General features: G+C 38.1%; 14 protein-coding genes and 1 pseudogene. 11 read left to right on the top strand and 4 right to left on the bottom strand.

All coding sequences use genetic code 11. The annotated features are described in order from the left end of the window. Window positions 1-43: 43 nt before the first annotated feature. The 8 genes from ACFJIZ_RS02225 to ACFJIZ_RS02260 all read left to right on the top strand — a co-directional run bounded on the left by ACFJIZ_RS02225 (window position 44) and on the right by ACFJIZ_RS02260 (window position 9,933). Complete coding sequence (locus ACFJIZ_RS02225; RefSeq protein WP_379093844.1) at window positions 44-1,519, top strand: FtsX-like permease family protein; 1,476 nt, start codon at window positions 44-46, stop codon at window positions 1,517-1,519. A gap of 153 nt (window positions 1,520-1,672) precedes the next feature. Further along, the gene (locus ACFJIZ_RS02230; protein WP_379090273.1) at window positions 1,673-2,269 is read left to right on the top strand and encodes an ABC transporter permease; all 597 of its coding nucleotides are present in this window, start codon (window positions 1,673-1,675) and stop codon (window positions 2,267-2,269) included. Window positions 2,270-2,349: 80 nt separating this feature from the next. Then, the gene (locus ACFJIZ_RS02235) at window positions 2,350-4,065 is read left to right on the top strand and encodes an FtsX-like permease family protein (RefSeq protein ID WP_379090275.1); all 1,716 of its coding nucleotides are present in this window, start codon (window positions 2,350-2,352) and stop codon (window positions 4,063-4,065) included. A 143-nt stretch (window positions 4,066-4,208) separates the two neighbouring features. Next, on the top strand, window positions 4,209-4,886 hold the full coding sequence (locus ACFJIZ_RS02240; RefSeq protein WP_379090277.1) for an ABC transporter ATP-binding protein: 678 nt from the start codon (window positions 4,209-4,211) through the stop codon (window positions 4,884-4,886). Between the two features lie 72 nt (window positions 4,887-4,958). Beyond that, entirely contained in the window at window positions 4,959-7,376 is a 2,418-nt protein-coding gene (locus ACFJIZ_RS02245; RefSeq protein ID WP_379090279.1) for an ABC transporter permease, read from the top strand. Window positions 7,377-7,455: 79 nt separating this feature from the next. Next, window positions 7,456-8,244: an ABC transporter permease gene (locus ACFJIZ_RS02250; protein WP_379090281.1), complete on the top strand. Its 789-nt coding sequence runs from the start codon at window positions 7,456-7,458 to the stop codon at window positions 8,242-8,244. Window positions 8,245-8,381: 137 nt separating this feature from the next. Next, window positions 8,382-8,873, top strand: coding sequence for an ABC transporter permease (locus ACFJIZ_RS02255; protein ID WP_379090283.1), 492 nt, complete (start codon window positions 8,382-8,384; stop codon window positions 8,871-8,873). After that, window positions 8,857-9,933, top strand: a complete 1,077-nt coding sequence (locus ACFJIZ_RS02260; RefSeq protein ID WP_379090285.1) for an ABC transporter permease — start codon at window positions 8,857-8,859, stop codon at window positions 9,931-9,933. The genes ACFJIZ_RS02255 and ACFJIZ_RS02260 overlap by 17 nt, the downstream gene beginning before the upstream one ends. A gap of 89 nt (window positions 9,934-10,022) precedes the next feature. Here ACFJIZ_RS02260 and bla read toward each other — a convergent pair whose 3' ends face one another. Next, window positions 10,023-10,781, bottom strand: coding sequence for a subclass B1 metallo-beta-lactamase (gene bla / locus ACFJIZ_RS02265; RefSeq protein ID WP_379090287.1), 759 nt, complete (start codon window positions 10,779-10,781; stop codon window positions 10,023-10,025). 416 nt (window positions 10,782-11,197) lie between these two features. Here bla and ACFJIZ_RS02270 point away from each other — a divergent pair. Both ACFJIZ_RS02270 and ACFJIZ_RS02275 read left to right on the top strand, forming a co-directional pair. Continuing rightward, window positions 11,198-11,601 (top strand): annotated as a pseudogene (locus tag ACFJIZ_RS02270) (EVE domain-containing protein). Window position 11,602: 1 nt separating this feature from the next. After that, entirely contained in the window at window positions 11,603-12,106 is a 504-nt protein-coding gene (locus tag ACFJIZ_RS02275) for a hypothetical protein (protein ID WP_379090289.1), read from the top strand. A 76-nt stretch (window positions 12,107-12,182) separates the two neighbouring features. On the opposite strand, the gene ACFJIZ_RS02280 is transcribed toward ACFJIZ_RS02275, so the two are convergent. The 3 genes from ACFJIZ_RS02280 to ACFJIZ_RS02290 form a co-directional block, all read right to left on the bottom strand. Continuing rightward, window positions 12,183-12,662 carry a hypothetical protein gene (locus ACFJIZ_RS02280; protein WP_379090291.1) on the bottom strand — a complete coding sequence of 160 codons (480 nt, stop codon included), beginning with the start codon at window positions 12,660-12,662 and terminating at the stop codon, window positions 12,183-12,185. Window positions 12,663-12,884: 222 nt separating this feature from the next. Further along, window positions 12,885-13,307 carry a hypothetical protein gene (locus ACFJIZ_RS02285; protein ID WP_379090293.1) on the bottom strand — a complete coding sequence of 141 codons (423 nt, stop codon included), beginning with the start codon at window positions 13,305-13,307 and terminating at the stop codon, window positions 12,885-12,887. Window positions 13,308-13,338: 31 nt separating this feature from the next. After that, complete coding sequence (locus ACFJIZ_RS02290; RefSeq protein WP_379090295.1) at window positions 13,339-13,860, bottom strand: acyl-CoA thioesterase; 522 nt, start codon at window positions 13,858-13,860, stop codon at window positions 13,339-13,341. A 135-nt stretch (window positions 13,861-13,995) separates the two neighbouring features. Between ACFJIZ_RS02290 and ACFJIZ_RS02295 the strand changes: the two genes are divergently transcribed. After that, window positions 13,996-15,471: an alpha-amylase gene (locus tag ACFJIZ_RS02295; RefSeq protein ID WP_379090297.1), complete on the top strand. Its 1,476-nt coding sequence runs from the start codon at window positions 13,996-13,998 to the stop codon at window positions 15,469-15,471. The last annotated feature ends 21 nt before the right edge of the window (window positions 15,472-15,492 follow it).

Genomic DNA, 15,492 nt, shown 5'->3' on the forward strand with positions numbered 1-15,492 from the left:
TATTATTGGCCTATTTTTAATTGTAACCGCCTGCATCAACTTTATCAACCTCAATACGGCGCAAGCGGTTAACCGATCTAAAGAAGTAGGCGTGCGTAAAGTAATGGGAGGTAAGCGCAAGCAGCTTGTTGTTCAGTTTTTAACCGAAACCTTTGTGATTGTTTTATTGGCGCTGCTTATTGCTTGTGTATTGAGTGAACTGGCACTTCCAATGCTGCACCACCTGTTCAAGAACAAGGTGTTGTTGAGCTTGTTTGGAAATCCAATGATCTTTGTGTTCATGACCTTACTGGTGGTTTTTGTGAGTTTCTTAGCTGGATTTTATCCTGCATTGATCATGTCTGGTTTCGACCCCGCCTTGGCCATTAAAAATAAGATGGTATTGAATACTGGTGGATTGAGCTTGCGCAAAGTTCTGGTAGTAGCCCAATTCTCCATTACCATTATCTTGATCATCAGTACATTGGTAGTGGTCTATCAGATGAAATACATGAAAGAGAAGTCGTTAGGCTTTAGTACCGATCAGGTGGTAATGGTAGGTATTCCAGGCGATAGTATCGGAAGGAGCAAGCATCAGATCTTCAAAGACAAAGTAATGCAGCTACCAGGGGTTAAAATGCTCAGCTATTGTATGGCCCCACCCTTGTCGAATGATATCAATTCAACAAGTTTTACCTTTAACAATATCCAAAATAAAGACTTTGAGCTTAGAACTGTAGGTGCAGACGAAAACTACTTTAAATTGTTCGACCTTACACTCGTAGCCGGAAAAGTATACACCAAAAGCGATACCACTAATGGTTACGTGGTTAATGAAACTTTCTTGAAAAAGGTAAACATCAGCAATCCGCAAGATGCCATAGGCAAAATGATTGATGCTACAGGTAGAAACCTACCAATTGTGGGCGTAGTTAAAGATTTTAATGATCGATCATTAAAAGAGAATATTTCGGGTTTGGCTATATTTCCACGTAAAGGATTGTATTGGTATGCTGCTGTTAAGGTAGAAGGCAAGCAAGTTTTGCCGGTAATGAAAGAGATGGAAACCATCTGGAATGCTAATTTTCCAAATGGCATTTACGAAGCAGATTTTTTAAACGACAAGATCAACAACTATTACGAGAATGAACGCATTACAGGCGTATTGTTCAAATTGTTTGCTGGCGTAATCATCTTCATCTCATTTATTGGCCTTTTTGGACTGATTTCTTTTGTGGCCACTCAGCGAACTAAGGAAATGGCGATCAGAAAGGTGTTGGGTGCCAGTACTTTCGAATTGGTTAAAATGCTCAACAGTTCATTTTTATTGATGGTTTTTATCGCTAACCTGATCGCATGGCCAGTGGCCTACCTTTTTGTTTCCAATTGGCTATCGAGTTTTGCCTATAGGATAGAGCTGAGCATTTGGCCATTTGTATTGGCCATGTGTATCACCATGTTCATTACCTTGATAACAGTTAGCATCCGTTCTTATAAAGCAGCGGTAGCCAATACCATCGATGCGTTGAAGTATGAATGAGATGTAGTCCGCTTACGTACAGCTATTGTACGAAAATGAACATATTAATTTTTTGTTGTTTTTTAAGGTGTTGATTTTTAGTTGTTTATAATTTCTGTATCGCTTGGTACAAAATTGGCATCAGAGCTTGCGAACAATTGACCGCATAAGCTTATGTTTAAATTAAACCTAAAAATAGCCCTAAGAAACCTTTGGAAATATAAAGGGTACACTGCCATTAATATTTTTGGCCTCTCAGTTGGCCTAGCCAGTTGTATCCTGATCTTTATATTCGTTAATTACGAACTCAGCTACGATAAAGGCTATAAAAATGTAGATCGGATCTATCGTGTTGTTTCTACCTGGAAATATGCAGATGGAAATGATTTTTATTCGCAAGGTGTACCTAGACCTTTGGCACCAGCCATGCGAAATGATTTTTCGCAATTAGAAAAAGTAGCGTCCATACAACAAGCCGGAGGAATTATCAAAGTTCGCGCCCAGGCAGGTAAGGCCGAAATCAAAACAGCTGAAGATGTATACTATGCAGAGCCTTCATTTTTTGAGATTTTCGATTACCAGTGGTTGGCAGGGCAGCCCAACCAGTCGTTGGTTGCCCCTAATACCGTTGTCTTGTCTGAAAAAACCGCGAATACGTATTTTGGCGATTGGAGAAAGGCGATTGGAAATAGCATAAATCTTGACAATAACACCGATTTTAAAATAACAGGATCATTAAGGATAATCCACAGAACAGTAGTTTCCCTTTAAAGATCGTTTTTAGTTATGCAAGTTATCAGCATAAGAACAGCAAACGTTGGGGCTCCGTTTCTTCAAGTACCGAATGTTATGTGCTGTTAAAAAATGGCATTACGATTGACCAACTCAATCGCCCTTTGGCACAGTTTATCACAAAACATTATGTGGAGAAGGGGCCAGGAAAAGAAGGACATTGGTTTCAGCCATTAAATAACATCCATCACAATGGTGAGTATGGAAATTTTGCGGGTAGTGTAACCCCATATAAGCAATTGATTGGTATAGGCATTATCGGATTGTTTCTTTTGCTTACGGCATGCATCAACTTTGTGAACTTGGCTACCGCACAAGCAATTAGCCGATCTAAAGAAGTAGGTGTAAGAAAAGTAATGGGTAGCAGACGCGACCAGTTGATTTGGCAATTTTTGAGTGAAACCACTTTGATCACAATAATTGCATTGTTGTTGGCCTGTGTATTAGCAGAATTGGCACTTCCAGGAATGGAAAGTCTGTTTGGTGCTAATACCTCATTTAGTCTGTTTGGCCATCCTATTATCTTTATTTTCTTATTGGTGATGTTGGTGCTGGTGAGCTTTTTAGCGGGCTTGTATCCTGCCATGATCATGTCGGGCTTTAGCCCAGCACTAGCTATAAAAAATAAGGTAAGCACTACAAAATCTGGTGGTGTTGGTCTACGTAAAACTTTGGTTGTTGTACAATTTGCCATCACTGCGATACTGATCGTGAGTACTTTAGTGGTCATTAAACAAATGAGCTACATCCGCGATAAATCTTTAGGTTTTGACACCAAAGCCATTGCCTTGATCAATGTACCTACAGATAGTTTAAGTAAGCTTAAATACAATAGCTTTAGAGACGAAATCCTGAAAAAAACAGGTGTAAACAGAGTGAGCTTCTGTAGTGAAGCACCTTCGTCAGGCAACAATAGTGAAACTAATTTTTCTTACAACAGCTCAAAGGATGCAGATTTTCAGGTCAATATAAAAACGGCTGATGAGGATTATTTTGAAACATTTGGTTTACAGCTTGTTGCGGGTAAAGAATTAAGCAAAAGTGATACCACCAAAGAATTTGTGGTAAACGAAACCTTATTGAAAAAACTGAACGTGAGCAACCCGAACGAAGCTTTAGGGAAGATGATCAATTTAAGTGGACGTAAAGGCCCAGTGGTTGGTGTAGTTAAAGATTTTAACAACTCTTCTTTACGTGATGCAATTTCGCCGATCGCTATTTTTTCTAACCTGAACAATTACCATACGATGGCCATCAAACTGGAATCGAAGGAAATGGTTAGCACCCTTAAATCTATAGAAAATACCTTTAACCATACTTTTCCAGAGTCTATCTATAGCGTTAAATTTATAGATGACCAGATTGCCAGTTACTACCAAACGGAACGGATCATGGGTGTTCTGTTTAAGGTTTTTGCTGGTGTGGTGATCTTTATTTCTTTTATCGGTTTGTTTGGTTTAATTTCATTCATCGCCACACAACGCACCAAAGAGATCGCTATTCGTAAAGTATTGGGAGCTTCAAATTTCGAACTGATCAAGATGTTGAATAGTACCTTTTTATGGATGGTGTTGATTGCCAATATGGTGGCCTGGCCAGTAGCTTATATCTTTATTTCGAAATGGTTGGCCAGCTTCCAGTATCGAATAGATTTGAGTATTTGGCCATTTATTATTGCCATGTTCATTTCTATGGTAATCACTTTGGTTACGGTAACGCTAAGATCTTACAATGCAGCGAGGGCAAATACAATAGATGCCTTGAAATATGAATAGATGGAAGAGGTAAAATGGAAAATGGGGAATAGGAAATAGTGATTAACCAATGAACCAGTGACAATTGAACCAATGAACTAATGAACCAATGACAAGTGAACCAATGAACCAATGCCCAATGAACTAAATTAACAATCAAGAAAATGATAGAATTAAAAAATATAGAGAAATACTACGCCAATAAAGGTGTAAAGAGCTACATCCTTCGCCATGTAACTACAACGATCAAACAAGGCGAATTTGTGTCCATCATGGGGCCATCTGGTGCTGGAAAATCTACTTTGTTGAATATTTTGGGCATGCTGGAAGAACCTACCTATGGCGAATATAATTTTATGGGTGAAGATGTGACAGCGATGAACGAGCGCAAAAGGATAGAACTGTACCGCAACCATATCGGTTTTGTGTTTCAGGCCTACCATTTAATAGATGAGATGACCGTGGCCGAAAATATAGAAGCCCCATTATTGTACAAAAAAATACCGAGTTCTGAACGCAAGAGCCGTATCGCTGATATCTTAGACCGTTTTAACATCGTAGCCAAGAAAGACCTATTTCCGAACCAACTTTCTGGTGGTCAGCAACAATTGGTAGGCATTGCAAGAGCCTTGGTGGCACAACCTTCTATCATCTTGGCTGATGAGCCTACCGGAAACCTACAATCGGTACAGGCCGAGCAGATCATGGACCTGTTTAAAAAGCTAAATGAAGAAGAAAACATTACCATTCTTCAGGTTACACACTCAGAGAAGAACGCGCAATATGGTAACCGTATCCTAACGATAGAAGATGGAGTAATTAAAGAAGATATAAAAGTCTGAGACTAACCTTTTCCCCTATACCGTAATAGATTATCCCTTAAAGCATAGTATTATTCAATTAATCTTTAAAAAATGTTTAAGTTAAATCTAAAAATCGCATTACGCAACCTATTCAAGAATAAGGTTTATGCTGCAATTAACATTGGTGGCTTGGCCATTGGACTAACCGCTTTTGTACTGTTACTTTTGTTTATCAACCATGAGGCCAATTACGACAAATGGAATTCGGAACTCAGTAAAGTTTATCAGTTTAGGGAAAGGCACGATTTTTTTACCCCCGACAATAAACAATATTGGCAAGATATTGGTGATTCGAGGATAGGAAATCTGGTAAAGGAAAAAGTACCCCAGTTTAAATACGTAACCAAAATTGACAATGGTTGGGGCAATGGCCGCTCTATTAAGGTAGACCATGCAGACCCTGTTATGATAAAGGATATCAAAGATGCAGATTCGTTATTCTTTAAGGTATTTCCCTACCAATTTATACAAGGAGACCAATCAACAGCAATTAGCACCCCAAATACCATTGTACTTAAACAGAGTTTGGCCATGCAGCTTTTTGGTACAGACAAGGTGTTGGGCAAACAAGTAAAGGTTGTATCCTGGCGCAATGATGAGGGGTCAAGTCTGACGATTACAGGGATTGTTGCAGACCCACCTACTGCCGAGAGTGTGGTTTTTAATGCCATAACGCATACTGGACGAAGAGAAAAAGATCCTGAACAGGTCAACAGTTCAAATTATTGTCAGATTTACGCCTTGGCTAATAAGGTATTGGATACCACATCCATTAACAAAACATTACAAAAAGTATATGTCGATTTTAAAAAGGCATCATTTATACAGCGAAAAATAACATTCAATGACTTTTACAAAAACGGAAAAACGCCTGGGCTAAAAGCAGTTCCTCTTCAAGAGATACATGCAAAACCTGCATTGGGTGTCAATTGGTTAACCAAGATCAAGCCTATTATTGCACTTTCTGTTTTCTTGCTCTTGGTGTCGGTCATCAACTTTGTAAACTTAGCTACGGCACAATCAGTACAGCGGGCCAAAGAAGTTGGGGTTAAAAAAGTATTAGGGGCCTATAAAAAACAACTGGTAATCCAGTTTTTATTGGAGTCTGCTATTCAGAGTTTAGTTGCCCTATTTATCAGCGTCATCTTGGTTGAGGTTTTATTGCCTGCATTTGGCAATCAATTCGATGTGCAGCTGAGTTTTTGGCATAGCAAACAATTGGCCAGTATGATGATCCAATTGTTTGGGGTATTTGTATTGATCACACTCTTGGCGGGTTTTTATCCAGCTTGGATCTTGTCAAAATACAATCCTGTAAAAGTACTTAAGGGCAATTACGAAAGTGGATTTAGTGGCGTAGCCTTAAGAAATGGATTGGTGGTAGTCCAGTTTATTATCGCTGTAACATTTATCATTGGTATTGGTGTGATCTATAAACAAACCGATTATGTAGCCAATAAAGACCTTGGATTTAACAGAGACAAACTGATCAATATCGCTACCAATTACGAGGATGCATTTGCCGAAAGGATCAAACGTATTCCTGGGGTTAAATATGTGGCTACCACTACACAGGTAATGGGTAATGCTTTTAATGTACCAGAAGAGATCAGGTATAAAAATCAAGACTTTCAGTTAAACACAGTTACCGTAACCATGGATGCTTTGCCTGCATTGGGTGTACAGGTAGTAAGTGGACGCATTTTTGCACCAGAATATAAACAAGATACCATTAACAGTGTGGTGCTAAATGAAACTGCCGCTAAACTATTAGGGAAAAACATAGTTGGCAAACAATACGATGTAGTTGATGCCAAACGAAAATTCACTTTCCAAGTAGTAGGGGTTATTAAAGATTACCACAATGAGGGTTTTGATAAAGCCGTTCTTCCTACGATTTATAAAGTAACCCAATTGGGGGGAACATCGAGTACGAATAATCTTTTGGTACGGTTTGATAGCGAAAACTATCAATCTGCCCTTCAATCAATCCAAGCAGAATGGAAAAAGTTATATCCAGATTTCCCGATGCAGTACACTGCAGTTGAAGATGCCTTTAAAGAACAACTTAAATCTACCAATAGATTGATGCAATTGGTGGTAGTGTTTAGCATTATTTCGGTTGTATTGTCGTTATTAGGGCTATTTGCACTCTCTACCTTTATGGCCAAACGCAGGACAAAAGAGATTGCGATCCGTAAGATCTTGGGGGCTTCAGATTTTCAGATGATCAACATGTTGAACCGCTCTTTTTTGATCCTGGTGGTTGCAGCCAATCTGATCAGCTGGCCTATTGCCTACATTCTAACTAAAAACTGGTTGTCAGGCTTCGCTTACCGCATTGATATGCCCATATGGCCATTTGTGATCGCCACACTAACCTCTGTAGTGATCGCTTTGTTTACAGTGAGCCTACAAGCCAGAAAAGCTGCGGTAAATAACCCGGTAGATGCCTTGAAATATGAATAAAAGAGAGAACAAGTTATACGTTTTAAGTTGTAAGTGTTGACACTTATAACTTAAAACTTACCACTTAAAACTTAAAAAGATGTTCAGATTAAACTTAAAAATCGCTTGGAGAAACCTTTGGAAAAACAAAGCTTATAGTGCCATCAATATTTTTGGATTGGCTGCTGGATTAACGGGTTTCATTATCATTCTGCTATATATCAACAAAGAAACGGGATACGACAAATGGGATCCAGTTTTAAAACAAACCTATCAGGTGGGTATATACCGCACAAAAAATGGTGCAGAAATCAAAGAGCCTTTAATTGATGGTCATTTTGTAAAAATGATCAGAGAACGTTTTCCGCAGGTCGAATTTGTAACTAGGGGAAATTGGGGTGGTACGCCTAGGTCAATAGATTATATTTATAACCATCAGACTTTTCAACCAAATTTCAATATGGCAGGTGCCGATAGCCTGTTCTTTAAAACTTATCCGATCAAAGCCCTATATGGTAAGATGGAAGATATTTTTACAACACCAAAAGCTGTGGCCATCAGCCTTACCAAAGCCAAAGAAATCTTCGGAGATATCAATCCTGTGAACAAGACCTTGACCAGAAAAGGGGGTGCAAACTTTAAAGATGAAGATTTGATTGTTAAAGCCGTATGGGATGACCAAAAATATAGGTCTTATTTTAAGATGTCTATGATCAGTGCAATAGACTTTAAGACTTATGGTGATGAAGAAATGGATGTGAGTTATAGTGTAATACTCAAATTACATGACAATACAGCTATTGCTGCCTTAACTCAAAAAATTAATGACGAATACCTAAAGGAACAAGCAAAGAGAGCCATTAACAATAGTGACCCAATTTTAAGTTAACCGTTGCCAAGGCCAAAGAGATCTTAAGCAAAAACGATGGAATTACCAATCAAACAATCATTATAGAGCCTGTTCAAGACCTTAACCTGAATTCGTTTTTCTCTCCAAATCCAAAGCAGAAAAGCATTTATGTCCTGGTGGCATTGGCTACATTTCTGATCATTATTTCCTGTGTTAACTTTACCAATTTGGCCATTGTACAAGCAACTGGCAGGGCTAAAGAAGTGGGTGTTAAAAAGGTATTGGGGGCATTTAGGTTTACCCTTGCCAAACAATTTCTGGCAGAAACAGCAATGCAATGCCTATTGGCATTTTTTATAGCCTTAGTGTCAGTTGAATTGCTTTTGCCCACAGTTAATACCATGTTAGCCACAGAGCTTACCTTATTTACGAATGAACAATTAAAAGTGCTTTTGCTCCAATCGTTAGGTATTGTGCTGTCAATCGTGGTTTTGGCAGGATTATATCCAGCATTGTTTTTATCAGGTTTTATGCCGGCAAAGGTTTTAAAAGGTAATTTCTCGGGTAATTTGGGTACAGTTACCTTGCGTAAAGGTTTAATGATCCTACAGTTTACCATCGCTGGCGTATTGGTCGATCAGTTTTTTGATCATGAACAACCAGCTTAATTTCATGAAAAACAAAGACCTGGGGATGCAAGCTGATCAAATCATGGTGTTGAGCATCAATGATTATGGACATCGGAAACTTAATCCAGAGCAATTTTCATCCATCAAACAAAGGCTTGAAAATATCAAAGGTGTAATGCAGGTGTCTCGATCAACCGATGGAATAGTGGGTGAGGGAGGATGGAAGAAGGATTTTTCTTATCAAGGAAAAACAACACAACTCATTGCGAGGTATAATGACCTAAATTATCTAAATATCTTAAAAGCAAATATTTTAAAGGGAAGAGACTTTTCTGAAAAATTTATAGCTACAGATACCTTAAATAATGTGATCATTAACGAAACTGCCTTAAAGACCATGGGGCTAAAACAGGGTGTTGGAGAAGCAATTACCTTTAAAAATGATGATGATGAACTACAGCGTTTTAATGTAATTGGTGTGGTGAAGGATATCCAAAATGAAGGTTTTGATAAATCGATTAAACCTACAGTATACTTGGCCTCAGATTATCAGTGGCATTGGCGAAGAGTTGCATTGATCAGCCTGAGTAATGAAAATATTGCCGAAACCATAGCGCAGGTAAGAAAGGTTTGGAAAGAGATTGAGCCAGCGGTAGACCCTTCTTATAGTTTCGCTGATGAAAAATTTGCAGCACTTAATGCTGCTTACGAACGGATGGCAAGGGTGATGTTCTCGTTCAGCACCATTACTTTGTTGGTCTCGATTTTGGGCTTGTTCACTTTGGCTGCCTATACTGCTAAAATCCGTATCAAGGAAATTGCCATTAGAAAAATATTGGGTGCTTCAACTGCTTCGATCCTACAGTTGTTAAATGCAGATCTGGTTAAATTGGTCATCATTGCCAATATCCTAGGAGATGTTTTTGCTTACATCTACATGAATAAATGGTTCGAAGAATTTGTGTACCGTATCGATATGCCAATTTTGCCCTTTTTGATTGTTAATATTGGAACAATCATGATCACCATCTTAACAGTAAGTTTGCAAAGCCTAAATGCAGTTAGGGCAAACCCGGTTAATGCATTAAAATATGAATAAATGAATGTGGTGACATTCGTCTAAATAAATTGATTTGATAAAGGAATAGCACAATGACTATTCCTTTATCTATATAGATATGAAGTGTGCTATTTGATCTTGAATAAATTGATCGTGTAATCAAGTAATTTTTTGTTTCCACGTGCTCCATGTCCTGGAACGATAATTTTCACATTTGGATATTCCTTTTTAACCTTGTCAACCGTACTTGACCAAGCAGAAACATTAGCATCACCTAAATAACCCTTGGTTGCATCCAATTCTTTGATCAAACAACCCCCAAACATGATGTTTTCACTCGGGAAATAGCCAACTACATTATCTTTTGTATGCCCTTCCCCAAAAAACTTTGCACTGATTTTTTCATTGCCTACTTTTAAAATTATAGAATCCCTAAAACCATTTTTTGGAACCATAAAGTTGTTTGCTTTTGCAAGTTCAATGGTTTTGAAATAGGCATAAGAAGGAATATCATGGTCATGAAATGCTTTGAGTCCTCCTAAACAATCATCATGGAAATGGGTTGGGATAATTGCGTTGATTTTGCAATGTAGCTTTTCCTTTATCCATTTTATCAATTCTTCAGCACTTTTATCGTTGGTTGGTGTATCGAAAACAATGGTTTCATTGCTATTTCTTACAACTAGGCCATTACAAGGAACATTTCCGAAATCGTTGGTTTGTAAAAATGAAGTGTGTTCAAATGTATTTGCTGCAATTTGGGTTACAATTAAATCCTTTGATCTGTAAACCTCTTTGGGCTTGAATGTCCCCTGTTTTTGGGCAATACAATTTAAACTAGTTACCGTAAATACAATGATCAGTAAAGTGTTGATAATGAATTTCATTTTATTGTTTTTAGGAGGTAGATAAATATGCTGTATCCCCAGCATTTAGATACATTGTTATAAGATATAAAGCTAATAAATTTATAGCTATTATAACTGATGTACTTGTTGAGTGTGTTGAATATAGGTGTCAATGTTATAGGTACAATTTGGCCCTGAGACCAGAAGTGTTGTACAATTGTAACCTAACAATAAGTGAAGGAAATTTGCCACTCTTTGCGCTTTGTAATGTATTTTCTAATCCACCGAGATTTATTAGTTTTGGAATTTAGATGGCAAAATGAACAAATAGCTATTGGGTTACCTTTGGTACTTATGGTCTTATTTATAAATAGATTGATGTGGCTTTTATTGTTTCATTCTAATTACCTTTGCAAAACTTAAAATTAGCCTTAAAACGCTTTAAATACAGAGATATGAATTATTGGTTGGTCAAATCAGAACCTTTTAAATACAGTTGGGAAAAATTTAATAAAGATGGACGTACCTTTTGGGATGGCGTTCGCAACTATCAGGCCCGTAATAACCTCAGAGACATGAAAGAGGGAGATTTGGTATTGTTTTACCACAGTAACGAAGGCAAAAATGTGGTTGGCATTGCCAAAGTAGTTAAAGAATCGTATCAAGATCAACAACCAGTGATCCTAACTGGGTGGTGGTAGATCTGGCGCCAGTTCAAGCTTTGGCAAAACCTGTTACCTTAGAGCAGATCAAAGCAGAAGAAAGCCTAAAAGACATTTCTTTGGTTAGACAAGGTCGTTTGTCTGTTATGCCTTTAAGGGCGACAGAATTTGATAAGATCTTGGAAATGGGCAGCTAAGATGAAATCTTTAATATTGGTCATTTTATTTCTCTTTTCTGCTGTGCTGCTAAAGGCTCAGGATAGAGATTTTGAAATCAAGGTCATATCCAAAAAATACCAAAATGTTAGAGGTAAATTACAAAAAGTATCTCCAGAAGGTATCGCCATAGCAGACTACAAAGGCAATTACCTGATTTTTAGGGCAGCAGAAATTGTTAAGCTCAAGGTGAGAAGGAGAGGGCTTACCATAGGCGAGGCAACGGGTACTGGCGCCATTGTAGGTCTTGGCATAGGAGCAGGAATATGGTCTCTGGATGAACAGGGCGAATCTGCTGAAGAAATGTTAAAACTAACCACGGTATTAACTGCATCTGGAGCCGTATTAGGTGCAATTACAGGTGTCGTTGTAGAAACTGCAAATAGAAAACTAACCTTAAGTATAGAAGGTAACGAAGAGAAATATCTCCAGAACTACAAAAAATTAATGCCTTATATCAATTTGATCCGTGTTGAACCTTTTTAAGGCCTATCATAACTCGGTTGTACTTTCTTGCAATTTTCCCTTTTTAGAGGTCATTAGCCCAATGCTCATCACCAGGCTAAGATCCCAATACCACCATAAACAAAAAGGCTGTGCCTATTTCGGGCAGTTTCATATGCGCTGGCAAATTGTAATATAGTAAAATGCTGATTAAGCCGCGAGGTGTAACGAAACCTTCAGGTAAAACATGTTGCTTTTTAAAGATCAATAAATAGGCAAAGCGGATGATGTAAATGCTCAATAAGATCAAGAAACCATTGATCAATACATTTTGATCATTCAACTCGTAAATGTTCATGGTAAAACCAAAGATCACAAAGAAAAATGTACGGATGATAAACGCACTTTCGGCAGAAAGTTGGTGCAGTTGCGAAAGATCGTTGGCCAGATTTTTATAGAGAAAAATTGTCCTAAACCATGCGTATTTGATGGTGTCTGCATTGTTCAGGAATAAACCAAATGCCAAAATTAAAATTAGCGAAGACAAGTGGTAAGATTGTCCAATGGCATATACCATGATCAAAATTGAAATGATCAAAAAGAACTTGATATGATGAGAGTCTTGCCCATGATATACAGCAAAAAGATACACGAAATCACAGAAACGATCAATATCAATAGTGTAGTTAAACCTAAACTTGCAAAAGAACTTGCCGAAATATGAGGGTTGGAGATGGCGAAGTTGAATAAGATGATCCTAAAATATCAGAAAAAGAACTTTCGTAAATGATAAACTCTTTACTGCTTTTTTGTAGTCCGGCTACAGAAGGATCGCAATTGCAGAACTGATCACACTAAATGGGATCGCATTTACAAAACAGAGATAAAGATCTTTACCAGTGGTCTGATAGATGATAAAAGTAATGACAGAAACTGTCAATAGCAGAATCACTATTGCAGCAGAAAAAGCCCCTTTGATCACCTTGTTCTTGGCCTTATCATATTTAAGGTCTAAAGAACCCTCAAAAACAATCAAGATCAGGCCCACCGTACCCAAAGCAGGTAAGATGCGCAAAAAATTAAAGGTATGGAGATTGAGGTTGTCGACCAACAAACGCAGACCAATGCCCAATAACAATAACAACAAAACCGAAGGCAACTTGGTTTTGTTGGCAACAAGATCAAACAAGTAGGAGAAGATCACTAGCCCACTTAAGATAATAAGTACGGTATAGGTTGTCATAATTGATTTTTAGGCAACCATAAGGTCGCTATTAATCTTTAAAAAATAAAGCCTTTAGTTCACTTGCGTCATTAGGTTCCATTTTTCCACCTAAGATCAATCGCAATTGTCTGCGACGCAAAGCCCCATTGAACAATTCTGTTTCTTCTGCCGTTTCTGGTTTAAGTTCTGGAACAGGAATGGTCCTGCCGCTTTGGTCAACGGCCACAAAAGTATAATAAGCTTCGTTAGATTTGGCTCTGGTTCCAGAAGGGATGTTCTCTGCCCAAACATCCAAACGGACTTCTACAGAAGTATTAAAAGAACGTGTAACCTTGGCCTCGATGGTAATTACATCTCCTAATTTAATGGCCTGTTTAAAAGAAACATTATCTACAGATGCAGTCACCACAATTCTATTGCAATGTTTTTGCGCTGATATGGCAGCTGCGATATCCATCCAATGCAATAACCTACCACCCATTAAATTGTTTAAAGTATTGGTATCATTTGGCAATACCAATTCGTTCATTATCGTGAAAGAATCCTTCGGATTTTTAACTTTTATACTCATAATGCTGCGAAATTAAGCAAAATACATAGGTTTCCGATGCTTTAATTTGATAAAGCATGGTTTTAGCCTATCTTATGATACATCAAACATAAACCAGATTTTTACGTTTTAGTGTATGAAAGTCGAATTTTAGCTATGCAGAATCAAACGCTCATCCAATATTTTCATTGGTATTACAACGAAAAGGACAATTTATGGACCAAGGCAAAAAACGAAGCCGCTAACCTTGCCAAAATGGGATTTACGGCAGTTTGGTTTCCGCCAGCCTATAAAGCCACCAATGGCAAAAACTCAATAGGCTATGATACCTATGACCTCTTTGATTTGGGTGAGTTTGATCAGAAAAATAGCATTCCAACACGATATGGTACAAAAGCCGAATACCTAGCGGCAATTAAGGCCCTACAGCAACAACATATCAATGTTTTGGCCGATACCATCTTTAACCATAAAGCTGGCGCTGACGAGCTTGAAAAGGTGCCTGTAAGAAAAGTGAATAAGGAAGACAGGAATGAATTTATATCTGATGAATTTGAAATTGAAGCATGGACGAAGTTTACCTTTCCGGGTCGACAGGGAAAATATTCTGACTTTATTTGGGACCATACTTGTTTTAGCGGGGTAGATTGGGCCGAAGACCTTAAAGAATCGGCCATTTATGCCATACAAAACTGGCATGGCGAAGGATGGGAAGAAGTGCCTTCTGAAGAGTTGGGCAATTACGATTACCTGATGTTTGACGATATCGATTTTAGAAACCAAGCTGTTAGAGAAGAACTGAAGAAATGGGGCAAATGGTATTATGATACTACCAATGTCAATGGTTTTAGGTTAGATGCGGTAAAGCACATCTCGCCTGGTTTTATCACCGAATGGATAGATGAGATGAAGAAGGCCTGTAACAAAGACTTTTTCATCATCTCAGAAAATTGGAATATTGAAAGTGTTGAAGAGCTGGAGCATTACATTGAAATAACTGGTGGACGAACCCAGCTTTTCGATTCGTTATTGCACCACAATCTTTATTTGGCATCGATAGGAGGTAAGGATTATAACTTTAACACCATCTTAGACAATACATTGGCCCATCGTAATCCTTTGCTGGCCATTACTTTTGTAGACAACCATGATTCTCAACCTTTACAGGCCTTAGAATCATTTATAGATTACTGGTTCAGGCCATTGGCTTATGCCTTGGTCTTATTGCGTGTGCAAGGAATACCTTGTGTCTTCTATCCTGATGTTTATGGCGCAAGTTATGAAGACGATGGCAAAACAATAGAATTAGCGCCTGTTCAGGAGTTGCCACAGCTGCTAAATGTAAGGCAGAATTTGGCCTATGGCGAACAAATAGACTATCTAGACCATCAAAATTGCATTGGTTGGACAAGAGCTGGAGATGATGAACATCCAAATTCTGGAATTGCCGTATTGATGAGCAATGGAGATGAAGGTTTTAAGGAAATGGAAATTGACAAGAAATTTGCGGGCAAGATCTTTATCGACGTATTGGGCAAACGCAAAGAAGAAGTAGCAATTGATGAAAATGGTTGTGGTGAATTCTTCTGTAATGCAGGTAGTGTTGCTGTTTGGGTATTGAAAATAGATTGAATTAAGTCGCTACATGTGAAT

The organism is Pedobacter sp. UC225_65 (assembly GCF_042698365.1).
Lineage (GTDB): Bacteria > Bacteroidota > Bacteroidia > Sphingobacteriales > Sphingobacteriaceae > Pedobacter.